The sequence below is a fragment of the Mesorhizobium sp. WSM4850 genome, from assembly GCF_055811735.1.
Genome location: NZ_JBVVPV010000045.1, coordinates 1 through 20,762, shown reverse-complemented (window position 1 = coordinate 20,762; position 20,762 = coordinate 1). Strand labels below are relative to the sequence as shown.

Sequence of the window (20,762 nt, the reverse complement as noted above, 5' to 3'; positions counted from 1 at the left end):
AACCGCGATGACGATCAGACGCTCGACACTCAACAAACTCGCTTTTTCGACCTTGCTGCTGACGCTGCCGCTGAATGCGGCCCTCGCGCAAGATGCGGCGGTCGCCGAACGGCTGAAGGCGGCTCTCGCCGCGCAGGGCGTCGACATCTCCTGGACCGGGGTGACGGGCGATGCCTCCAGCATGGTGCTGCAGGGCGTGGCCCTCAAACCGGCGGCCGAAAAGGAAGCGCTCAAGATCGGCGACATCAAGCTCGAAGGCGTGACCGAAGCCAATGGCGGTTATGAAATCGAAACCGTCTCGACTTCGGCATTCCAGCACAGCGAAAACGGCGTCACGCTCGACCTCAGCCCCTTCATCATCCACGACATGACGGTTCCGGCCGACGGCGCCACAGGCCCGCTCGGTTCAATGATGATGTATGAATCGGCCGAGCTCGACAACATGACGGTCAAGGTCGCCGACAAGACCGCCTTCTCGATGGACGGGCTCGCCATCGAAATCACCCCGCCAGCCGACGGCAAGGCGATGGTGTTTTCCGGCACCACGGAAAAGTTCAATGCCGACCTGACGCTGGTCGAGGACCCGAAGTCCAAGGACGTGATCAACGCGCTCGGCTACCAGAACATCACCGGAAACCTTGCCATGGAGGGCACCTGGCAGCCTGCGGACGGCAAGATGGAGCTGTCGAAATACGACATCTCCGTCGACAATGCCGGAACGCTCGGCATGACCTTCGGTTTCGGCGGCTACACGCTCGACGTCATCAAGTCGTTACAGGAGATGCAGAAGAAGATGGCGGCGCAGCCCGAAGGCGCCGACAATTCGGCGCAAGGCATGGCCATGCTTGGCGTTTTGCAGCAGCTTTCGTTCAACAGCGCTTCGATCCGCTTTGACGACGATTCTCTGACCAACAAGGTGCTGGACTATGTCGGCAAGCAGCAAGGCATGTCCGGCAAGGACGTCGCCAACCAGGCCAAGGCGGTCGTGCCTTTCGGCATGGCGCAGCTCAACAATCCGGAATTGACGGCGCAGGTGTCGGCTGCGGTCGGCAAATATCTCGACGATCCGCAGAGCATTGAGATCCTGGCCGAGCCGCCGGCAGCGGTGCCGTTCGCGCTGATCATGGCAGGCGCCATGTCCAACCCGGCGGACCTGACGAAGACGCTTGGCGTGACGGTCAAGGCGAACGAAGACTGATTGGGGCGGGGGCCTCGGAGCGTCAGCGCCGCCCCTCACTGCCCTGCCGGGCATTTCTCCCCGGATAGTGACGGGGAAAAAGACACCGTCACAAATGATTTCGCCAACTGGCAGCGTTGCAAGACGGGTGCCAACGTCGCGGCCATCTGTCCTTCTCCCCGTCACTATACGGGGAGAAGGTGCCGTCAGGCGGATGAGGGCAGCGCAAAACGACAGCGTTTAGAGTCGGTTGCGGGAGGTTTTTAACCCTCTTTCTTGGTCACTGCGACGCGCAGCGACAATTCGCGAAGCTGTTGCGGGCTGGCTTCCGACGGCGCGCTCATCAACAGATCATAGGCCTGCTGGTTCATCGGGAACATCGTCACTTCACGAAGGTTCCTGGCACCGACCAGCAGCATGACGACGCGGTCGATGCCGGCCGCCATGCCGCCATGCGGCGGTGCGCCGTACTGGAAGGCGCGGTAGAGGCCGCCGAAGCGCTCCTCGACCGTCTCGCGATTGAGCCCGACAGTCTCGAATGCCTTGACCATGGTTTCCGGCAGATGGTTGCGGATGCCTCCGCTAGCGATCTCGAAACCATTGCAGACCATGTCATACTGGAACGCTTTGATGCCGAGCAGATCCTCACCGTTGAGCGCATCGATGCCGCCCTGCGGCATCGAGAACGGGTTGTGGGCGAAATCGATTTTTTTCTCGTCTTCGTTCCATTCGAAGAAGGGAAAGTCGACGATCCAGCATAGTTCGAAACGGTCGCGATCGACCAGGTTCAGCTCCTCGCCGGCGCGGGTGCGTGCCGCGCCCGCGAACGAGACGAACTTTTTCGGGTCGCCGGCGACGAAGAAGGCGGCGTCACCATCGGCAAGCCCGAGTTGGAGGCGGATTGACTCGGTGCGCTCCTCGCCGATGTTCTTGGCGAGCGGACCGGCGCCTTCGAGCTTCTCGCCCTCCTTGCGCCAGAAGATGTAGCCGAGGCCCGGCTGGCCTTCGCCTTGCGCCCAGGAATTCATCCGGTCGCAGAAAGCGCGTGAACCGCCGGTCCTGGCCGGAATGGCCCAGACCTCGGCCTTCGGGTCGTTGGCAAGGATGTTGGCGAACACCTTGAAGCCGGACTCGCGGAAATGTTCGGAGACCGCCTGCATCTCGATCGGGTTGCGCAGGTCCGGCTTGTCGGTGCCGTATTTGCGCATGGCGACGTCATAGGCGATGCGCGGAAACTCCTGCGTCACCGGCTTGCCGGCGGCAAAGGACTCGAACACGCCCCGCATCACCGGCTCCATGGTCGCCAGAATGTCGTCCTGCTCGACGAAGCTCATTTCCAGGTCGAGTTGGTAGAATTCGCCCGGCAGCCGGTCGGCGCGCGGGTCCTCGTCGCGGAAGCAAGGCGCTATCTGGAAGTAACGGTCGAAGCCCGACACCATGATCAATTGCTTGTATATCTGCGGCGCCTGCGGCAGCGCGTAAAAGGTGCCGGGATGGATACGTGACGGCACCAGGAAATCACGCGCGCCTTCGGGCGACGAAGCGGTCAGGATCGGCGTCGAGAATTCGGTGAAGCCGACCTCGCCCATGCGCTTGCGCATCTCGGCAATGATCTTCGTGCGCGCCACGATGTTCTTGTGCAGCGTGTCGCGGCGCAAATCGAGGAAGCGGTATTTGAGACGGATGTCCTCGGGATAGTCCGGCTCGCCGAACACCGGCAGCGGCAGTTCCTTGGCCGCCGACAGCACTTCGATCTCGCGCGCGAAAACCTCGATTTCGCCGGTCGGCAAATTGGCGTTCGCGGTCTCGGCCAGACGAGCCTTGACCTCGCCGTCGACGCGGACGACCCATTCGCCGCGCACGGTCTCGGCAATCTTGAAAGCCGGCGAATCCGGGTCGGCGACGATCTGCGTCAGGCCATAGTGGTCGCGCAAATCAATGAACAGCAGGCCGCCATGATCGCGTACGCGATGCACCCAGCCCGAAAGGCGAACGGAAGAGCCGACGTCGCTTTTCCTCAACTGGGCACAGGTATGGCTGCGGTAACGATGCATTGTCATGGATAAGTCCGGATGTCTGATTGCGGCCAAGGCATGATGGCCCGGCCCGAAAATTTGCGCGAAAAGCACATGAGAGGCCGCCTTTGTCAAGGCAGGCGTCGCCCGGGCAGCATCTTGATTCGAACTTCGGCATTCGTCCGTGGCTGTGTGAAAACTCCGCACCACAGTCAAAGTGTAGAATTTCCTCCGCCTGATCGTGATCAGCGTGGCCGAGCCGTGTACAATGGCCGTCACATTGGCGGGAGGACTACCATGCGCATTCGCACATTGACTGTCCTGGTGATGCTGCTTGTCGGCACCTGCGCATTTGCACACGCACAGACAAAGCCGATGTCCATCGAGGTGTTTCCTTTCGAATTGGAAGACAAGAGCGCTGGCGCAGGCATAATTCCGCCGGATGAACATGATAGGCGCTATCTGTCCGAGTCGGCACAAATGGCGAAGGACATGCTCTCCCAGTCAGGGCGCTTTACAGTGCTTGATGTGCCAGCCGGGGATGAGCAGGCGGTGGCGCCGCACGGATTGCGCAATTGCGGCGGCTGTGAAAGCAAGATCGCCAAAGAGCACGGCGCGTCTCTTGCCTTGCTGGGCGTCGTAACGCGCGTCAGCCGAACAGAGCATACGATGTTCATTCGCATCCTCGACGCTGATACCGGGCAACCTGTTTCGCAGGGGTTTACCGACCTGCGCATGGGTGCGAATTACGCGTGGCCCCGCTCCGTCAAATGGCTGATGAAAAACAGAATTCTTCGGTAGGGTGGCAAGCCACCCGAGTGCGCCATCGGCAGCGCGAAAGATTCCCAGCTAAAATCAAACTGATACGTTGATAGCCGGCGCTGGCCTGCTAACCGCCGGCAATTGCCGCTGGCATTGGCGTGGGCGATGGTTCAAGAAGGACCAACGACAGGCCCTCCTTCATGTCCTCCATGCGCCCGCTGATCCCGCTCCTTATTGCCGCCGGCATCCTGCTCGGCGGCAACGGCCTGCAGAGCACCTTGATCGCATTGCGCGGGGCGCAGGAGGGGTTTTCGGCCTCGACCATCGGCCTGATGGGGACGTTCTATTTCGCCGGGTTCCTGCTCGGCTGCCTCGCCGTCACCCACATCATGAAGGCCGTCGGCCATGTCCGCGCGTTTTCCGCGCTGGCGGCGATCGCTTCGGCCGGGACATTGCTTTTGGTGCTGGTCGTCGACCCGGTCATGTGGTGCGCGTTGCGTCTCGCCGGCGGCTTCTGCTTCGCCGGCCTGTTCACCATCATGGAAGCCTGGCTCAATTCCGGAGCCGCCAACAAGGACCGCGCGCGGGTGCTGGCCATCTACCGGATGGTCGACATCGGTTCGGTCACCGGCGCACAGTTCCTGATCCCGATCGTCGGCGCCAGCGGTTTCGCCATCTTCGCCGTCATGTCGATCATGATCACGCTCTCGCTGGTACCGGTGTCGCTTGGCGATCGCTCCAACCCGACCCCGCCCGAAGACGTCAAGCTCGATCTCGCCCGCGTCTGGCGGATCTCGCCGCTCGGCTGCTTCGGCTGCATTGCCGTCGGCGTCACCAACAGCGCTTTTCGCACATTGTCGCCGGTCTATGCCGAACAGATCGGCATGTCGGTCACCGACGTCGTCACCTTCGTCAGCGTCGGAATATTCGGCGGCGCCATCATCCAGTATCCGCTCGGCTATCTGTCCGACCGCTGGGACCGGCGTTCGGTGCTGCTGATAACGACGTGCTGCGCGCTGCTGGCGTCGCTGGCGCTGGTGTTCTGGGCGCGCAGCGATCCGTCCCTCAACTTCGTGATCGTCTTCATCTTCGGCTGCTTCGCCATGCCGCTCTATTCGCTGTCGGCGGCGCACTCCAACGACCGCGCCGACAAGGGCGAGTTCGTGCTGATCAACGCGGCGCTGATGCTGTTCTATTCCTTCGGCGCCATTGGCGGGCCGTTCGCCGCCTCAACGGCGATGCAGTATTTCGGGCCAAGCGCGCTGTTCGTGTTCACCGCCACCGTCTACGCCATCTTCGTCGTGGTCATCCTGTACCGGATGCAGGTGCGATCGGGCGTGCCGGCCGGCCATCGCAGCCGTTTCATCGGACTTTTGCGCACATCGACGGTGTTCGCCCGGCTGGCCAAGCGCAACGATGATTCCGACGGGCCTGCCAGGCAATGATGACGGCCCGCCAGGTCTTGAAACCCGGACAGCGGCTTGACGAAAGCCCGCGCGGCTGAAATTGAAGGAGACCTTACACTTTGCCAAAAGCGATTTGATGCACGTCATCACCACCCAAAAAGAACTCGAGACCGCTCTCGCCGCGTTCGAAAAGTCGGATTTCGTCACCGTCGACACCGAATTCATTCGGGAGACGACCTTTTGGCCGATTCTCTGCCTGATCCAGATGGCAGCACCCGGGGTGACGGCGCTGATCGACCCGCTGTCATCCGATATCGACCTGAAGCCGTTCTTCAGGCTGATGGCCAACGAGGCGGTCGTCAAAGTCTTCCATGCGGCGCGCCAGGACATCGAAATCATCGTTCATCTCGGCGATCTGGTGCCGCATCCTGTGTTCGACACCCAGGTGGCGGCGATGGTTTGCGGCTTCGGCGACAGCGTCTCCTATGACCAACTCGTCCAGAAGGTCACCGGCGCCCGGCTCGACAAGTCCTCACGTTTCACCGACTGGCGCCACCGGCCGCTTTCCGAAAAACAGCTCGACTACGCGCTTGCCGACGTCACCCATCTGATCGAGGTCTACCAGCACCTCAGCGCCGAGCTGGTGCGGGAAAACCGCGCCCACTGGCTGAACGAGGAGATGGACGTGCTGACCGCCCGCGAAACCTACGATCCGCATCCGGAGGACGCCTGGAAGCGGCTGAAGATGCGGCTGCGCAAGCCGCAGGAACTGGCGATCGTGCAAGCGGTGGCGGCATGGCGCGAGCGTGAGGCGCGCGAACGCGACGTGCCGCGCGGCCGGGTGCTCAAGGACGACGCCATCTATGAGGTGGCGCAGCAGGCGCCGCGCGATGCGGCAGCACTCGGCAAGCTGCGCACCACGCCGAAAGGCTGGGAACGCTCGGCGACGGCAACGGCGCTGCTTGGCGCGGTCAACAGCGCGCTTGCCTTGCCCAGGGAAGAGATGCCGAAGCTGCCGAAGAGTTTTCAGCCGCCCGAAGGCTCCAATGCCGCCGCGGAACTGCTGAAAGTGCTGTTGCGGATCGTCGCCGAAAAGGAGGGCGTCGCTTCGAAGGTGCTGGCCTCGAGCGACGACATCGACCGCATCGCCGCCGAGGGCGAGGACGCCGACGTGCCGGCCTTGCAAGGCTGGCGACGCGCCGTGTTCGGCGAGGCGGCGCTCAAACTGGTGCGCGGCGAGCTCGCCATCAAGTTCGACAAGCGCAAGATCGCGCTGTTCGATTTGTAGCGTCTGCGACGTCCTTCTCCCCTTGCGGAGAAGGTGGATCGGCGCGTTAGCGCCGAGACGGATGAGGGGTTCTGGAAGAGACGCCGCGTTAAAATATTGAATGATTTTAAAGATTTAATGGCCGCGATCCTTCCAACACCCCTGCCATGAAAGTAACTTCAAACTCTGTTTCATTTCAATCGGATAGCGGCTTGGGCCAGGGGCTCGATTTCAAAGCCGATATATCAGAGAAAGCGCCCGCGTACCTTTCATCTACGATGGCGCCCGGCGCCGGGCGATGTGTCTCATCCGACCGAGTTGAGCCTGTCCTCGGGCTTGCCAAAGGCATGACCCGTGGGCTCGGCCACCTTCTCCCACAAAGGGGAGAAGGGCAGTCAGCGCTGTTTCTGAGCGGCCAGGTGAAATACCGCGATGACGATCACGGGTATCGCCAGAAGCGCGAATTTGATGACGATCAGCGCCGAGGCGAAGGACAGCGAGTCCGGATTGGCCGACAGGAAATCGGAGAGCATGCGGGCCACCGCGATGTTCTGCGCATAATCGGCAAGCGTGTAGGGCAGCACCAGGACAAGCGCGAACAGCGACTGAAGCTGGGCCGACAGAGCCCGGAAGTTCTTCAGCCGCCGCCCGGCGGCAAGGATCAGGCTGACCAATGTCAGCGACAGCAGCGCCGGAAATAGCAGGTCGAAGGTCAGGTAATGCCAGACCAGGATGATCTCGCTGCCGCGACGCCCGAGTGCCGTCAGCCAGGCCATGCCCTCGTCCGGGGTGAACCCGGCAAAGCGCAAATCGAGCGACGGCAGGCCGCCGCTCAGCTGGCGGAAATAGAGGAACTCCATCGCCGTCATGGCGACGAAAACCCCCGCGCAGACAAAACAGAGCGCGGCAGCGTGGCGCGACAGCCGCAGCATCATTGCCGTCAGGCTTCGTGCGAACTGGTTAGGCTCCGCCGGGGTAATTCGGGCTTTCGCGGGTGATCGTGACGTCATGGGCGTGGCTTTCACGAAGTCCGGCGTTGGATATGCGTACAAACGTGGCGCGGTCGCGGAAATCGGCAAGGTCGCGCCCGCCGACATAACCCATAGCGGCTTTCAGGCCGCCGGCAAGCTGGTGCAGCACGCCGGACACAGGTCCTTTGTAAGGCACCTGGCCTTCGATGCCTTCCGGCACCAGTTTCAGCGTGTCGCGAACCTCGGCCTGGAAATAGCGGTCGGCGGAGCCACGCGCCATGGCGCCGACCGAGCCCATGCCGCGATAGGCTTTGAACGAGCGGCCCTGATGCAGATAGACTTCGCCCGGGCTCTCGTCGGTGCCGGCCAGCAGCGACCCGATCATGGCGGCACTGGCGCCGGCGGCGAGCGCCTTGGCGAGATCGCCGGAATATTTGATGCCGCCATCGGCGATGACCGAGACGCCCGATTTCTGCGCCGTCTCGACCGCCGACATGATCGCGGAAAGCTGCGGCATGCCGACGCCGGCAACGATGCGGGTGGTGCAGATGGAACCCGGCCCGATGCCGACCTTGACGGCATCGGCGCCGGCATCGATCAGCGCCAGCGTGCCTTCTGAAGTGGCGACGTTGCCGGCCAGGATGCGGACCGAATTGGACAGTTTCTTGGCCCGCGTCACCGCATCGAGCACGCGTTGCGAGTGACCATGCGCGGTGTCGATCACCAAAAGGTCGACGCCGGCATCGATGAGCCGCTCGGCGCGCTCAAAACCGTCATCGCCGACGCTGGTGGCGGCCGCCGCGCGCAAGCGCCCCTGCACGTCCTTGGTGGCGTGCGGGTTGAGCTGCGACTTCTCGATGTCCTTGACGGTGATCAATCCGACGCAATTGCCGCCGCTATCGACCACGACCAGCTTTTCGATGCGGTGCTGGTGCAGGAGCCGCTTGGCCTCGTCCTGATCGACATTTTCCTTGACCGTGATCAGGTTCTCACGGGTCATCAACTCGTAGACTTTCTGGCCCGGGTCGGAAGCGAAGCGCACGTCGCGGTTGGTCAGTATGCCGACCAGCCGTCCGACCGTGTGCCCGCCAGCGCCGCCATTCTCGACCACCGGAATGCCCGAGATGCTGTAGTTGCGCATCAGCCCCAGGGCGTCGGCGAGCGTCGCATCGGGGCCGATGGTGACGGGGTTCACCACCATGCCGGATTCGAATTTTTTGACTTGCCGCACCTGCTCGGCCTGTTCGGCAGGCGAGAAATTGCGGTGGATGACGCCGATGCCGCCGGCCTGGGCCATGGCGATGGCAAGACGCGCCTCGGTGACGGTATCCATGGCGGCGGACAGGATCGGCACGTTGAGGTCGATGTCGCCGGCAATGCGGGTGCCGATATCGGTTTCGCCGGGCATGACCTCGGAATGACCCGGCTGCAGCAACACATCGTCAAAGGTCAGCGCCAATGCGCCCGTGGACGTTTCGATAATCTTTGCCATGGCCAGCCCTCGGAATGCATGAAAAGCGCTGGACCGGATGGACAGCGCCGACTCGTCTTCTTCCCTTTCAGGATTGGCGCTGGCTCGTAACACGTCCCGTCGCCGTTGAAAAGCCGATTGCTTGTGCACGACAGGGCCGCGAACTCAGCTTAATGCCTTTCGCGGTGACGGATGGCGACCGGCATTCACTGCTGGTGATTGGCGAAAGCCGAAGCGGCCGCCTCGCCGACGGCGCTGCTCCGGAGTTTTGCTGGGCATGCCCGCTGCCAGGTCGCTCAAATGTGACAGCAAGTTAAGGCGACATCCAACGCAACCCGTGGTAACCGCCCTGCCTGTCGGCTTGCCCGGTCGGCAACAATCGAATCCGGACGCGCTCCATGAACCGCACCATTCCGCTTATCCTGGCGGTCGCCCTTTTCATGGAAAACATGGATTCGACCGTTATCGCAACGTCGCTGCCGGCGATCGCCGTCGACCTCCAGACCAGCCCGGTGGCGCTCAAGCTGGCGCTGACCGCCTATCTGGTGTCGCTGGCGGTGTTCATTCCGATCAGCGGCTGGATGGCCGATCATTTTGGCGCCAAGACCGTGTTTCGCGCCGCGATTGCCGTGTTCATCGTCGGATCGGTCGCTTGCGCGGTGTCGAATTCGCTGCCGGCCTTCGTCGTCTCACGCTTCCTGCAAGGCATTGGCGGCGCCATGATGACGCCGGTGGGACGGCTGGTGCTGGTGCGCGCCACGCCGAAGAGCGAGCTCGTCGCCGCGATGTCGTGGCTGACCGTTCCGGCATTGGTCGGGCCGCTCGTCGGGCCGCCGGTCGGCGGTTTCATCACCACCTATTTCAGCTGGCACTGGATCTTCCTGATCAATGTGCCGATCGGGCTGATCGGCATCTGGCTGGCCACGCGCTTCCTGCCGGAGACCGAAGCGGCGCCAACGCCGCCGCTCGATTTCATCGGCTTCGTGCTGAGCGGCCTGGCGGCATCGGGCATCGTTTTCGGCCTGTCGGTGGTCAGCCTGCCGGCCTTGCCGCCGATTGCCGGCTTCCTCACCGTGGCTGTCGGGCTGGTTTCTGCCGTGCTTTACCTCCTGCATGCGCGCCGCGCCAAAAATCCGCTGCTGGCGCTCGAACTGTTCCGCAACCAGGTGTTCCGCGCCTCGGTCCTCGGCGGCGGGCTGTTCCGCATCGGCATCGGCGCCGTACCCTTCCTTTTGCCGCTGATGTTCCAGATCGGCTTCGGGCTGACGCCGTTGTGATTTTGCCGATGTATACGAGAGTTTGCGTCAAGCTGGAGCACCCCTCATCCCACCGAGCTTCGCTCGGCCACCTTCTCCCACAAGGGGAGAAGGAAAGGACGCTAACCCTTAAAATCCTTCGCCAGCAGATAAAGCTCCACCGACTCGTCGCGCGAGGCCGGCGGTTTGACGTGGTGGACCGAGCGGAAATTCTGCTTGAGCCTGGCGAGCAATTCGTTCTCGGCGCCGCCCTGGAAAGTCTTGGCGAGGAAATGGCCGCCCGGCTTCAGCACCGAGAGGGCGAAATCGGCGGCCACCTCGCACAGATACATGGTGCGGATGTGATCGGTCCGGCGATGGCCGGTGGTGGGTGCGGCCATGTCGGACAAAACGATGTCCGGTTGGCCGCCGAGCGTTTCGGCGAGCTTTTGCGGCGCCTGCGGGTCGAGAAAATCCATCAACAGCACCGGCGCGCCGGGCACCGCGTCCATTTCCAGATAGTCGATGCCGACGACATGCGGGTGTTCGGCCGTCGATTTCGTGCGCGCGGCGGCGACCTGGCACCAGCCGCCGGGTGCCGCGCCAAGGTCGATGACTTTCATGCCGGGCTTGAGCAGATGGTGCTTGTCGTCGATCTCGATCAGCTTGTAGGCCGCGCGCGAGCGGTAGCCGTCGGCCTTGGAACGCTGGACATAGGGGTCGTTGATGTGGCGCTGCAGCCAGCGGCGCGACGATTCCTTCAGGCCGCTTTTTTTCTTGATCCGCGTCTTCAGCACGCGAATGCCGGCAGAGCCTGGTTTTTCCGGTTTCCTGGTCATTGCCTGACTTCTTGTTTGAGCATGATATTTTCCGAAAACCGGTTGCCACTTTTCGCTGACGCGGTTCTGCGGTTCGGGATCATGCATTCTGGTCTGAGCATGATCTTTTCCGAAAACCGGCTGCCACTTTTCGGGATCATGCTCTGCCCCGCCCATTGTTGCGCCAGACACCGTCGTCGGCCATCAATTCGCTCAATATGCCCTCGCGCAGGCCGCGGTCGGCGACGCGCAGCCGCTCCGACGGCCACACCGCGCGGATCGCTTCCAGGATGGCGCAGCCGGCCAGCACCAGATCGGCGCGATCGGCGCCGATGCAAGGATTGGCGACGCGCTGCTGAAAATCCCAGCCGACCAGTTTTTCGACCATGCGGTCGACGCTGTCGCGATCCATCCACAGCCCGTCGACGCGGCGGCGGTCGTACCGGTCCAGGTCGAGGTGGACGCCGGCCAGCGTCGTCACCGTGCCCGAGGTGCCGAGCAAGTGGAATTTCGGGCTGGCGAGCACATGGCTCAGCCGGTCGCGCCCGTCGAAGGCGTGCAGGCGCACAGCCACATCCTCGACCATGGCGGCAAAGATCTCACGGGTGACGGCGCGGCCGCCGAAGCGCTCGGCCAGCGAGACGACGCCGACCGGCAGCGACGTCCAGGAGACGATGTGGTTGGCGAGCCTCGGCGAGCGGTGGCCGGTGAGATCGATCAGCGCGATTTCCGAGGAGCCGCCGCCGATATCGAACAGGACGACGCCTTGCGTGTCGCGGTCGACCAGCGAGCCGCAGCCCGACACCGCCAGCCGCGCCTCGGTCTGGCGGTCGATGATCTCGAGTTTCAACCCCGCCTCGCGCTCGACGCGGTCGAGGAACTCGGCGCCGTTGGCGGCCGTGCGGCAGGCTTCGGTGGCGATCAGCCGGGCCTTCCTGATCTTGCGGTTGCGCAATTTGTCACCGCAGATCTTCAGCGCCTCGACCGCACGGTCCATCGCCGGCTGCCCGAGCCGGCCATTGGCGGTGAGGCCCTCGCCCAGCCTGACGATGCGCGAGAAAGCGTCGATGACGCGGAACTGGCCGTGGCGCGTCGGCACCGCCACCAGCAGCCGGCAATTGTTGGTGCCGAGATCGAGTGCCGCAAACACCGGCAGTTCCTGCAGCGGCGGGCGGCGAGCAGCCGGCTCCGGCCGGCCTGGCGCAACCGACGGCAAGGCCGCGACGATCGCCGCGGGCGGGCGGCTGGCCGGAGCGCTGACAGCAGCAGACGCCACTCCGGCCGCAGCGAGGCGAGCGTCGTCGCGCGCAAAAACCTTGCGGCCGCGCCGGCGTTTGCGCCGCTTCCTGGTCTTGGCCTTCTGGCCATTCTGATGCTGGGACGCGTCGCCTGCCTGTCCGTGACCGGACCAAGGCTGCACCGGGCGGCCATTGTGCCGGCCGGCGGGTGGGCTTGCCTGACCCGAAGGCGGCGGCGAAGCCCTGGACACGCCCACTTCCGGCGCGCCGGCGCCGGTGTCGTGGTCTTCCACTTCAGTTCCTTCCGCGCCGCGCGAACCGGAGACCGGACGCAGCAGGCGCTTTCACGTGTTCTAAGTTGCCGCCAGACTAGCAGCGCCGGGCCGGATCACCAAGAGCGCAGGGGTCGAATTTGTCGCTGGCATTGTCTCGCCGCTCCGCTCGTCCCGATGATGGCGGGACAGCGCCCCCCTCTGTCCTGCCCTCTTTGCCAAAACTTGGCCTCTCCCCCCACTTGGGGGAGATCGGCCGTCACCGCCGCTTTCGCCAATCCCTACCGTCGCAGAAACGGGCGGAGCGCCAAAACTGCCAATCTCCCTCCTTGTGGGGGAGATGTCCGGCAGGACAGAGGGGGGCGCGAAGGATCGCCAGCCTTTCCTTCTCCCGCAGCAACGCGCCTTCGCAGTTGAATAGCCGGCTTCGATAAGGCATTTCTGAAATGGCGGGGATGAAACATTCGAAATCGCGGGCAGAGTTCCTGACGCGAACCGAACGGGCAACGGGGCTGCAACGCATGATCGTCACGCCATGAACTGGAGGCGTTATTTCTGGCCGGTCGTCGGCGTTGCGGCGGTCGTCTTCTCGCTATGGCTGCTGCTGCACGAACTGCGTGGCATCTCGCTCGACGACGTCTGGGACGGCATCGTCGCCATCCCTGCCCGCGGCTGGGTGCTCGCCGCTTTGAGCTCAGTCATCGCCTATGCGTCGCTGGCCGGCTACGATCATATCGCGCTCCTGCATATCGGCAAGAAAGTGTCGTGGCTGTTCGTCACCCTGTGCTCCTTCACCACCTACGCGCTGTCGCACAATATCGGCGGCTCGGTTTTTTCAGGCGCGGTGATCCGCTACCGCGCTTACGGAACCAGGGGGCTGACCGGACAGGACGTCGGCATTCTGGTGGCGATCTGCTGGATCACCTTCGTGCTGTCGACGGTGTTGGTTTCAGGCATCGTGCTAGTGCTCGCACCGGAGATCGTCGACCGTTTTTCCGGCACGCCGCATCATCGGCTTTCGCAGGCGGCGGGGCTCGCGATGCTGCTCGTGGTGGCGGCCTATGTCTTCGGCAGCTGGCTGCATCTCAGGCCGCTGAAGATCGGAAGGTTCCAGGTCCATTATCCGGCTCTGCCGATCGTCGCGCGGCAATTGCTGATCGGCCCGATCGAGCTGCTGGCGGCGGCGGCGATCATCTTCTTCGCCCTGCCCGAAGCTGGCAATCCCGGATACCTCGTCGTGCTCGGCGTCTTCCTGATGTCGTTCTCGGTCGCCCAGATCTCGCATGCGCCGGGCGGGCTCGGCGTGTTCGAGGTCGTCTTCCTGACCGGCCTGTCGCATATGGACCCGGTCGGCGTGCTGGCAGCACTGCTGGTGTTCCGGCTGTTCTACCTGATCATCCCGCTGGTGATGGCGCTCGGCGTCGTGCTGTATTTCGAGCACTCGCAGCTCGGGCGAAGGGAGAATTGAGGGGCGGCTTTGAACCACGCCCTTATGAAACGTGCCGATTGAAATGCCTTCGGCAGGCTTGACTATTTTCCGACGGCGGCTACAAGGCACGCGCGGCGCCATCGTCGCCCTGCCGCGTGGTTTTCAACAGCCGCGCCTGCTGGGGAATAGGTTAACGGTAGACCCACGGACTCTGACTCCGTTAGTCCTGGTTCGAATCCAGGTTCCCCAGCCAACAGTTTCCGCAATTAAATCAGCCCCTTATGCAGAACAATCGCGACCGAAACGTGTTGCATGGGTTTTCCTGCCCTGTAGCGCGCAAACCCTTGCATTCCGGGCATGTCCCGCCCCGTCCCTTTCTGTCCATGCAACACGATTGCAACACGGATCAGCCAATTTGTTCCCGCCATGTTCCTAGAGAGCGCGCCTTCGCCGGTGCCAATTGCGGTGCCCATTTTTTTCCTGCGACTGTCGGCAGGTCCGTGCGACAATCCCGCCGGGGAATCAACGCGGGATTTCTTACATGACGAAACTGAGCACTCTAAAACGCCGATGATGGACAGCGATAGCGCGGCTGCATTAGTTTACCACGATCTCAAAACGTCTCAGCGCGCGACTTTCCAGGTTGCCGCCGAGTGAGGTCGTTGGTTGACCGCGTCGCTGGTGCTAGTCCATTCTGGTGCGCTGTTCGGCATGTTTTCGTTGCTGAACAATCCAGCCAGCCAACCTGCGACGCTGGAAGCACTCAAAGCCCCGGTCTGGTGCTTCGTGGCTGGCCTTCTGCTGGCGCTGGCATAGGGTTTCTTCGCTTGGATCAACTGGTCGATGCACTCGTTCAATTACGCGTCCTCGGCACGATACGATATGCTATGGACGCTGAGAAGTGGATCGATCCTCCACCCTTCCAAAGGGCGTTGGACATCACGAACTGGGGCAGCATCGCTTGCGGTTTGCTTTCTGCCCTATCCATTGCGGCGGGCGCGGCTTTGATCCTGCATGGGGACATCTAGCTGCAATATTCGGAATTTGATCCCGCCCATATACCGCCACCGTGAGGGCAGCGGAGTCTCTGGGCTCATTTGGGCGTGTTAGAACCAGCGCTCCCGGCGCTGGTCGCCGGCCACAAGAACAAGGCCCAACAGCAAGCCTACAGCCGCGCCCAGCATGAAGGCGGACGATAGCGTGCCAGGATTTTCTTGAACGACACCGGAAGCAGTAGACGCCCTTTTGCGAAGTGCTTGCGTTGTCCGAGACACGCTATCGGCCGCGCCCTCATACCAACCAGTAGCTTCCTCGACCACCTCTTCAGCGTGCTCCGCGAGCGTCCGATTGATCTTGTTGATCTCGCGTTTCAGTTGCGCAACTTGCTTCTCCAAGGCCTCCTGCGCTTCGCGCTGCGTCTCCGTCGGCTTTGCGTCTTCGTTTGGGTCGTCGGCCATTGTGATGATCTCCCTTTTGGGTGGGGGCTCAACGGCCGCCGCCGCGTATGGTTCCTCAGCGACAAAAAGCCCGCCACCTTGAAGGCAGCGGGCTAGCAGCGGCAGAGTTTGCCGCCCGTCAGTGACGCTCTGCCGGTGCTTCGAGAAACTCCATGAAGTTCTCAACCACCTTGTCGATCGGCATTGACCGCGCATTGCATCCGCGAAGAATGGCGGGCGGCGATCTTGACAATTTTGAAGCTGGGAAGCGGGCGCCGTATGACCGCACTCTGCTTGACCTTCAGGCAGCGCTCGAATGGGCCGGCGTCGAGTTCATCCCCGAGAACGGCGGCGGCGCCGGTGTGAGGTTGCGGAAATGAAGACCAGGCGGCGCAAAAGATTTTGGGATCGAGCGAGAATGCGCCGGCTCTCCTCCATGACGGATCGCATCTCCGCAATCGTGGCCCGCGTGGCATCAACCTGCAACCGCGACCTCTCTACGTCCACGTTATCGATTTGCCACGGGTCCATTGCCGTAACTCACTGCGACTAGCGTTTTCGAGGCGACTAGCGTTTTCGAGTTAGAAATCGGGCTTCCCGCATAAGTGACGGCCAGTCGGACCCCAGAAGAGCGATAAGCTCGCGAGCCTGCTCTTCGGTTATATTCGCCTCTTTAACCAAGCGCTGAACGACAGAGTCGTCAGGGGCCCCGCTGGGTGTTCTGTCCCTATCGTCAGCCATCGGAAAAAATCCTTAGGTAGCATAACGCGACCATTTGGACTGAGTTCCTCCACAATGACTTCCGCGATCACGGGATTACTCGGATCTCCCCAAGCTCGGTAGTATCAAGGCGGCGGACGCCAATCCGCTAGGCCGGCGCCCGACAAGGCAATCTACCCCAACGCCCCCCCAAGTGGCGCCGGCCACTTTCAGCCCCCTCGTTCGAAAGTTGGCTTCCAGTCGCGATTGCGCGCCCGCTGCTGGCCTTCGTAGAAGAACACCTGCCGTCGATCACCACCGGCAGCCTTGCAATTTGAGCAGATAAAGAGCCCGACCAGGTCGTCATGCATCGAGCCGTGGTCACGGCCGAGCCTGTCAATCAGCGCCTGGATATCCAGCTTCATCGATTTGCAGCACATCGGGTGTCCGCAATTGACATAGATGGTTTCGCGGGCGGCCAGGGTGTCGGCGAGGGTCTTTTTGGGCATGGCGATCTCCGTTGAAGGGCTCGCCGCAACGGGGAGGAATATAATCCTGAAAACGAGGGCGTCGGCAATAGGGGACGCCCACTCTTTGACATTGGGTTGATATTAGCTCAGGGGCCTCATTTCTTTCGGCCGGACTCTTTGCGACCTTCTCGCTATCGTGTGCGGCAACGGCGCGGCGTCTTGAAGTATCCGCTTCATCGGCTCGTTGCGTTTTTCGTCAGTGTGAGCACGATAATGGAACGTCCAAAATCCGTATCGGAGATGATCGAGCGCTACGACAGCGATTTTTACGAGCCGATAGGGCGCTTGATAATGCAGTTTGGATTTCTGGAATTCCATATCGATCGTTGGCTGTCCGCGCTTGGCGCCGACCAACCGAAGCTGCGGAAAGCGAACAACTTGAATAACAAAATCACTCTGTATGGTCAGATCATCGACCAACACACCACCGAACCGAATGACCTTGCCGAGCGCGATCGCCTCGTCCAGCAGATGCGCGAACTCAACACGTTTCGCAATCGTGTCGTTCATGGTCCGTGGAGCGTATACCTCGGAGAAAAGAAGGCTTGGCAGAAACTCTCAGTCAACCGGCAAAATGCAACACACCAATTCTTTGAGGTGACTGCCGATGAAATCCGGGTGGCTGCTAGCGACCTCGCGAAAATCCAGGTAGAGGCGTCTCACTTTGCCTTTGGCTTTCTAGTACCCAAAAAGGCATAGCAACGAGCGTGGCAGGCGACAAAAGACTAACGGCTGGGTAGCTCTGGCTACTTGCGCACGATCCATTCCAGCAAGTCAGGATCGACGTCATCGCTCCCGGTAAAGTCGCTGATCAAAAGCGCGGCAACCGACCGCCATTTGTCTTCAGGGATCTTCTCTTCGATCACGGTTTTTATGAAGGCGCTGCGCAGGATATCGCAGTCAAAAACCGATACCTGGGCGCCTGCCTGGGGTTTCGCCATCTCAGCCCTCCTGCCTCTTGGGCGGAAGCACTGCCATCTCCCAAGCGTCCGCAATGCCTCTATTCGGTACGGACGACGTTGGGATTGTACGCTTTATTGCGAATTTCGCGAGTCCGGCCTCGCTCAATCTGGCGCGGCCTTCAATCCTCTTCCCGGAAATCCTGCAGCGATGCGTGCCGAAGATCCTCCTCGCACCTTAGATGCTTCACGCGGGCCTTGATGCCCCGGCTTGACCCAGTGCGTTGCCGGCCGCTTTGGCATATCCTTGGGCGGTGGCCCGGCATGTTCCTGCACGCGCTTCCACAACCGCTCCCGCATCTCGCGGTTGACGCTCACGAACGCACTGCCGACATATTTCCGGGTGCCTGGCTCAGCCATCAGAGCAAACGCCGGCTTGCCCCTCTCGCGTTCGACGCCGAGAAGTTCAAACTCGCTTTCGGTGAAGGATTTTGTCTTCAGCCAATTGGTGGTCGGGCCGCTGCGATATTTGCTGTCTCGGCGCTTCGATACCATCCCCTCCAGGCCGGCCGCGTCGATCAGATGATAGATCGCGTTGACTTCGCCTGGCATCGTCTCGCTGAACTGGATGCGGCTGTCAGACCCTATAAGCCCGGCCAGGATTTCCCGCCGATCCTCAAGTGCCATGTCGCGCAAGTCGTGGCCGTTAAGATGCAGCAGATCGAACGCGACGAAATAGAGGTCGTGCTGGCGCCTCGTGATTGCCTTGCGCAGCGGCAAAATCCGAAAGGCCAGCGTCATTCAAGACGACGACTTCGCCGTCGATGATGGCGTTCTGTACGTTGAGACCTTTGGCTGCCTCGACCAGGTCGCGGTACTTCGATGTCCAGTCTAGGCCGCGGCGGGTGAAGATCCGAGCGCCGCCGGCGTCGATGATGATTTGGGAGCGGTAGCCATCGAATTTGGCTTCATGCATCCAGTCGTCGCCTTGGGGCGGCTTGGCGACCAAGGTAGGCATCATCGGAGGAATGAACTCAAGCCGGCCGGGCCCGGCACTCACTGGTTTACGCACGAATTCGAGTTTAGGTCCGTCCGATCTGGCGGCTAGGGGAACGGAACGTGACCATTTTACTAAATTAGTAATGATGCATGAAACGGCATATTATTCGTCCCAGCCGGCGGACACGGCCCATACCCCCGCCGGTTAGGCCCGACGGTCGGTTGCCTACCCCGCAGCGGCTGTCGGGCCGTCCCTATCACAGTTCGGGACGATCAACGTGGGCCGAGATAGAACCAACAACCCCGCAACCGGATCAAGGGCAAGCGCCACGGGCCGCCTGCGAAGGACGAAGCAGAGCATTTCGAGTTCTGCCCCGTGTGTGGCCAAACGTTCGACAAGCGAAACCTTGGCGAGGTGCTGCATCATTATCTCCCCGACCATGAGCCGTTGAAGCTCGATGGATAGGTGAGTTGGCTTTCGCATACGGCTGGGGTCATCCAGAATTGTTGGCGGTCCCGACCAGGCGGTACCGGAATCGATTGCGGATGCGCTCGTTGAAGAAGCGGCCCTTGGCGAATGCGGCTCGGAACTCGGCGAAGGTCTCCGGCGGCACATCCTCAAACTGGTAGCATTTGCCGCTGGCCACGAACCACACCGAGAGGGTCCTACGATCCGGATCGTATTCCGTTTTGCTTATCGAGGTGGACGGCATGACGTTCACGCCTTGGTTCGGCGCGGAATTGTGGCCCCGTTGGTTCCCAGCACGGCAATTTAAAGGTCGGCCAGATGACCCATGCAGCTAGGGGGTTTCGTCCCGACCAGCCTTACCAATCGCCTCAAGCAATGAAGCTAGAGTTGGCGGCAGTTCTGGTTCGACCTCCAGCCCAAGCAGCTTATGTACGTTACGACGATTGTCTTCGGTGCCGATCAATTCGCGAACGGCATCGGCAAGGGTCTTATGGCCCGCTGCGTCACGCTTTGCCATGTCTGCATGTCCCAACCCCGCCCGAGCCGCAACTCGCAGGTCACGGAATGGTTCCGTCAAGGGTCAGGAATGTTTGGGACCTAGTGGTCAAAATCCAACGCTTGGTACCCATACCGGCGATTGCCAGAGTGTCCCTGTGTCGGGGTGGAGAGCGGACGTTTCTAGCGGTATTGTTTCCGCATGCTGATGCTCGCTGCTGTGCTCGATCTTGCCTTCGCCGCCTTCCATCTAGGATTTTGGCGGCTTTTCGGATGGCCGGCCCGGCTGAAGGGTTCGGGCAACCTAAACGCAGCAATCACTCAAACTCTGAATGTCATGCTGACGTTCACCTTTGTGTCTTACGGCGCAACATTGCTTTGGCTTTGGTACCGGGGGCTAATTTGGCCGCCACTTCTGTTTTTCGGAGCCGCTTTCTGGGCCATTCGCCTGGCTGCACAGTTCGCGCTCTTCGATATGCGGCATTGGCAATCCAAGCTGATCTCGACAGTCTTCGCCGTCTCGGCTTCTGCCCATGCCCTCGCAGGGTTATAGGAGGCAGAACAGTAAATGTCGGCTTCTGGTCGCTTTCGGAACTCCGGGTACCAAGCGTTAAATTTTGACCAACAGGGCCACGCATGTCGACCATCAATCTTAATCAGATTGTTGTGTCCGCTCTGCCAACGCAAAAGCCTGCAAGTTCCTCGATTTGCCAATGGCTTGGTCAGCGTTCGCAATGATCGAGAAGAACGCAGCGCGAGCGATGTCCTTTTTTGACGCGTCCGGATGCTCCTTTTTTGCAGCCTTTAGGAGCTGTTTTGGTGTCATCTCTGGCGTCACTACCCGCATCAGCGTATCGCTAATCGCCTGCAATTCGGTCGGGTTCATAAGAGCATCCTCAATAATGGCCTGCTGGCTTAGTCTTATCTAAAGGTGTCTTCTCTGTGTCGTAGCGCTGGGGCAATCGGACCAACAACGAAGGCACGGGCTTGTCCTCATCCGGCGATACGGCGCCTTGTTGGCAACCCGAACCATTGTCCCCAGATCGCGTTCCTCCAGAAAGAGAAAAGCCCGCCGCACCCTTTCGGCACGGCGGGCGGTCCTCCCAGTCGCTTACGTCATTCGATGATCTTGATGATCTTGCGTGTGCCTGGGTCAACGACAACGGTCCGGTTG

19 protein-coding genes, 1 tRNA gene and 3 pseudogenes are annotated in these 20,762 nt (G+C 61.5%); 11 read left to right on the top strand and 12 right to left on the bottom strand.

Annotated features, from left to right (window positions below; translation table 11 throughout):
* Positions 1–7 precede the first annotated feature (7 nt).
* Complete coding sequence (locus tag AC0L2Z_RS29100; protein WP_473629967.1) at positions 8–1,198, top strand: hypothetical protein; 1,191 nt, start codon at positions 8–10, stop codon at positions 1,196–1,198.
* Positions 1,199–1,440: 242 nt separating this feature from the next.
* Here the strand turns inward: AC0L2Z_RS29100 and aspS are convergent, their stop codons facing one another.
* Entirely contained in the window at positions 1,441–3,231 is a 1,791-nt protein-coding gene (gene aspS / locus AC0L2Z_RS29095) for an aspartate--tRNA ligase (RefSeq protein WP_287176264.1), read from the bottom strand.
* Positions 3,232–3,489: 258 nt separating this feature from the next.
* On the opposite strand from aspS, the gene AC0L2Z_RS29090 reads away from it, so the two are divergent.
* The 3 genes from AC0L2Z_RS29090 (at position 3,490) to rnd (ending at position 6,648) form a co-directional block, all read left to right on the top strand.
* Positions 3,490–3,993 (top strand): DUF3280 domain-containing protein, encoded by a 504-nt coding sequence (locus tag AC0L2Z_RS29090; protein ID WP_023798437.1) that lies wholly within the window; start codon positions 3,490–3,492, stop codon positions 3,991–3,993.
* A 161-nt stretch (positions 3,994–4,154) separates the two neighbouring features.
* Complete coding sequence (locus AC0L2Z_RS29085; protein ID WP_027154660.1) at positions 4,155–5,399, top strand: MFS transporter; 1,245 nt, start codon at positions 4,155–4,157, stop codon at positions 5,397–5,399.
* 97 nt (positions 5,400–5,496) lie between these two features.
* Positions 5,497–6,648, top strand: coding sequence for a ribonuclease D (gene rnd / locus AC0L2Z_RS29080; protein ID WP_473534649.1), 1,152 nt, complete (start codon positions 5,497–5,499; stop codon positions 6,646–6,648).
* A 374-nt stretch (positions 6,649–7,022) separates the two neighbouring features.
* Here rnd and AC0L2Z_RS29075 read toward each other — a convergent pair whose 3' ends face one another.
* Together AC0L2Z_RS29075 and guaB are read right to left on the bottom strand one after the other, a co-directional pair.
* Positions 7,023–7,562, bottom strand: coding sequence for a hypothetical protein (locus AC0L2Z_RS29075; RefSeq protein WP_031254642.1), 540 nt, complete (start codon positions 7,560–7,562; stop codon positions 7,023–7,025).
* A gap of 25 nt (positions 7,563–7,587) precedes the next feature.
* Positions 7,588–9,090, bottom strand: a complete 1,503-nt coding sequence (gene guaB, locus AC0L2Z_RS29070; protein WP_023798441.1) for an IMP dehydrogenase — start codon at positions 9,088–9,090, stop codon at positions 7,588–7,590.
* A 377-nt stretch (positions 9,091–9,467) separates the two neighbouring features.
* Here guaB and AC0L2Z_RS29065 point away from each other — a divergent pair.
* Positions 9,468–10,340: pseudogene (locus tag AC0L2Z_RS29065) on the top strand (MFS transporter); the annotation flags it as partial.
* A 107-nt stretch (positions 10,341–10,447) separates the two neighbouring features.
* On the opposite strand, the gene AC0L2Z_RS29060 reads toward AC0L2Z_RS29065, so the two are convergent.
* Both AC0L2Z_RS29060 and AC0L2Z_RS29055 read right to left on the bottom strand, forming a co-directional pair.
* Positions 10,448–11,143 carry an RlmE family RNA methyltransferase gene (locus AC0L2Z_RS29060; protein WP_027154665.1) on the bottom strand — a complete coding sequence of 232 codons (696 nt, stop codon included), beginning with the start codon at positions 11,141–11,143 and terminating at the stop codon, positions 10,448–10,450.
* A 136-nt stretch (positions 11,144–11,279) separates the two neighbouring features.
* Positions 11,280–12,653 (bottom strand): Ppx/GppA phosphatase family protein, encoded by a 1,374-nt coding sequence (locus AC0L2Z_RS29055; RefSeq protein WP_128170732.1) that lies wholly within the window; start codon positions 12,651–12,653, stop codon positions 11,280–11,282.
* Positions 12,654–13,167: 514 nt separating this feature from the next.
* Between AC0L2Z_RS29055 and AC0L2Z_RS29050 the strand changes: the two genes are divergently transcribed.
* The 3 genes from AC0L2Z_RS29050 (at position 13,168) to AC0L2Z_RS29040 (ending at position 14,877) form a co-directional block, all read left to right on the top strand.
* On the top strand, positions 13,168–14,100 hold the full coding sequence (locus tag AC0L2Z_RS29050; protein ID WP_128170733.1) for a lysylphosphatidylglycerol synthase domain-containing protein: 933 nt from the start codon (positions 13,168–13,170) through the stop codon (positions 14,098–14,100).
* Between the two features lie 140 nt (positions 14,101–14,240).
* Positions 14,241–14,314, top strand: a tRNA-Gln gene (locus AC0L2Z_RS29045).
* Between the two features lie 413 nt (positions 14,315–14,727).
* On the top strand, positions 14,728–14,877 hold the full coding sequence (locus tag AC0L2Z_RS29040; protein WP_023803149.1) for a hypothetical protein: 150 nt from the start codon (positions 14,728–14,730) through the stop codon (positions 14,875–14,877).
* 290 nt (positions 14,878–15,167) lie between these two features.
* On the opposite strand, the gene AC0L2Z_RS29035 is transcribed toward AC0L2Z_RS29040, so the two are convergent.
* Positions 15,168–15,518 carry a hypothetical protein gene (locus AC0L2Z_RS29035; RefSeq protein WP_023803151.1) on the bottom strand — a complete coding sequence of 117 codons (351 nt, stop codon included), beginning with the start codon at positions 15,516–15,518 and terminating at the stop codon, positions 15,168–15,170.
* Positions 15,519–15,745: 227 nt separating this feature from the next.
* On the opposite strand from AC0L2Z_RS29035, the pseudogene AC0L2Z_RS29030 reads away from it, so the two are divergent.
* Positions 15,746–15,877 (top strand): annotated as a pseudogene (locus AC0L2Z_RS29030) (XRE family transcriptional regulator); the annotation flags it as partial.
* A 549-nt stretch (positions 15,878–16,426) separates the two neighbouring features.
* Here the strand turns inward: AC0L2Z_RS29030 and AC0L2Z_RS29025 are convergent.
* A complete protein-coding gene (locus AC0L2Z_RS29025) occupies positions 16,427–16,705 on the bottom strand; it encodes a hypothetical protein (RefSeq protein WP_128170735.1) in 279 nt (92 codons plus the stop codon).
* Between the two features lie 234 nt (positions 16,706–16,939).
* On the opposite strand from AC0L2Z_RS29025, the gene AC0L2Z_RS29020 reads away from it, so the two are divergent.
* Positions 16,940–17,425, top strand: coding sequence for a hypothetical protein (locus AC0L2Z_RS29020; protein WP_128170736.1), 486 nt, complete (start codon positions 16,940–16,942; stop codon positions 17,423–17,425).
* A gap of 47 nt (positions 17,426–17,472) precedes the next feature.
* Here the strand turns inward: AC0L2Z_RS29020 and AC0L2Z_RS29015 are convergent, their stop codons facing one another.
* The 4 genes and pseudogenes from AC0L2Z_RS29015 to AC0L2Z_RS29000 all read right to left on the bottom strand — a co-directional run bounded on the left by AC0L2Z_RS29015 (position 17,473) and on the right by AC0L2Z_RS29000 (position 19,610).
* Positions 17,473–17,667, bottom strand: a complete 195-nt coding sequence (locus tag AC0L2Z_RS29015) for a hypothetical protein (protein ID WP_128170737.1) — start codon at positions 17,665–17,667, stop codon at positions 17,473–17,475.
* A gap of 140 nt (positions 17,668–17,807) precedes the next feature.
* A pseudogene (locus AC0L2Z_RS29010) lies at positions 17,808–18,646 on the bottom strand (ATP-dependent DNA ligase).
* Between the two features lie 472 nt (positions 18,647–19,118).
* On the bottom strand, positions 19,119–19,337 hold the full coding sequence (locus AC0L2Z_RS29005; RefSeq protein ID WP_023803157.1) for a KTSC domain-containing protein: 219 nt from the start codon (positions 19,335–19,337) through the stop codon (positions 19,119–19,121).
* An 87-nt stretch (positions 19,338–19,424) separates the two neighbouring features.
* On the bottom strand, positions 19,425–19,610 hold the full coding sequence (locus AC0L2Z_RS29000) for a hypothetical protein (RefSeq protein WP_128170739.1): 186 nt from the start codon (positions 19,608–19,610) through the stop codon (positions 19,425–19,427).
* A 180-nt stretch (positions 19,611–19,790) separates the two neighbouring features.
* Here AC0L2Z_RS29000 and AC0L2Z_RS28995 point away from each other — a divergent pair, with 180 nt between their 5' ends.
* Positions 19,791–20,141, top strand: a complete 351-nt coding sequence (locus tag AC0L2Z_RS28995; RefSeq protein ID WP_023803159.1) for a hypothetical protein — start codon at positions 19,791–19,793, stop codon at positions 20,139–20,141.
* Between the two features lie 99 nt (positions 20,142–20,240).
* Here the strand turns inward: AC0L2Z_RS28995 and AC0L2Z_RS28990 are convergent, their stop codons facing one another.
* The gene (locus tag AC0L2Z_RS28990) at positions 20,241–20,474 is read right to left on the bottom strand and encodes a hypothetical protein (protein ID WP_023803160.1); all 234 of its coding nucleotides are present in this window, start codon (positions 20,472–20,474) and stop codon (positions 20,241–20,243) included.
* Positions 20,475–20,762: the final 288 nt, after the last annotated feature.

Coding starts and splice junctions, on each gene's coding strand:
- AC0L2Z_RS29100 (WP_473629967.1), top strand. CDS start 8: ATGACGATCAGACGCTCGACACTCAACAAACTCGCTTTTTCGACCTTG.
- aspS (WP_287176264.1), bottom strand. CDS start 3,231: ATGCATCGTTACCGCAGCCATACCTGTGCCCAGTTGAGGAAAAGCGAC.
- AC0L2Z_RS29090 (WP_023798437.1), top strand. CDS start 3,490: ATGCGCATTCGCACATTGACTGTCCTGGTGATGCTGCTTGTCGGCACC.
- AC0L2Z_RS29085 (WP_027154660.1), top strand. CDS start 4,155: ATGTCCTCCATGCGCCCGCTGATCCCGCTCCTTATTGCCGCCGGCATC.
- rnd (WP_473534649.1), top strand. CDS start 5,497: ATGCACGTCATCACCACCCAAAAAGAACTCGAGACCGCTCTCGCCGCG.
- AC0L2Z_RS29075 (WP_031254642.1), bottom strand. CDS start 7,562: ATGATGCTGCGGCTGTCGCGCCACGCTGCCGCGCTCTGTTTTGTCTGC.
- guaB (WP_023798441.1), bottom strand. CDS start 9,090: ATGGCAAAGATTATCGAAACGTCCACGGGCGCATTGGCGCTGACCTTT.
- AC0L2Z_RS29060 (WP_027154665.1), bottom strand. CDS start 11,143: ATGACCAGGAAACCGGAAAAACCAGGCTCTGCCGGCATTCGCGTGCTG.
- AC0L2Z_RS29050 (WP_128170733.1), top strand. CDS start 13,168: ATGAACTGGAGGCGTTATTTCTGGCCGGTCGTCGGCGTTGCGGCGGTC.
- AC0L2Z_RS29035 (WP_023803151.1), bottom strand. CDS start 15,518: ATGGCCGACGACCCAAACGAAGACGCAAAGCCGACGGAGACGCAGCGC.
- AC0L2Z_RS29025 (WP_128170735.1), bottom strand. CDS start 16,705: ATGCCCAAAAAGACCCTCGCCGACACCCTGGCCGCCCGCGAAACCATC.
- AC0L2Z_RS29020 (WP_128170736.1), top strand. CDS start 16,940: ATGGAACGTCCAAAATCCGTATCGGAGATGATCGAGCGCTACGACAGC.
- AC0L2Z_RS29015 (WP_128170737.1), bottom strand. CDS start 17,667: ATGGCGAAACCCCAGGCAGGCGCCCAGGTATCGGTTTTTGACTGCGAT.
- AC0L2Z_RS29005 (WP_023803157.1), bottom strand. CDS start 19,337: ATGCCGTCCACCTCGATAAGCAAAACGGAATACGATCCGGATCGTAGG.
- AC0L2Z_RS29000 (WP_128170739.1), bottom strand. CDS start 19,610: ATGGCAAAGCGTGACGCAGCGGGCCATAAGACCCTTGCCGATGCCGTT.
- AC0L2Z_RS28995 (WP_023803159.1), top strand. CDS start 19,791: ATGCTGATGCTCGCTGCTGTGCTCGATCTTGCCTTCGCCGCCTTCCAT.
- AC0L2Z_RS28990 (WP_023803160.1), bottom strand. CDS start 20,474: ATGAACCCGACCGAATTGCAGGCGATTAGCGATACGCTGATGCGGGTA.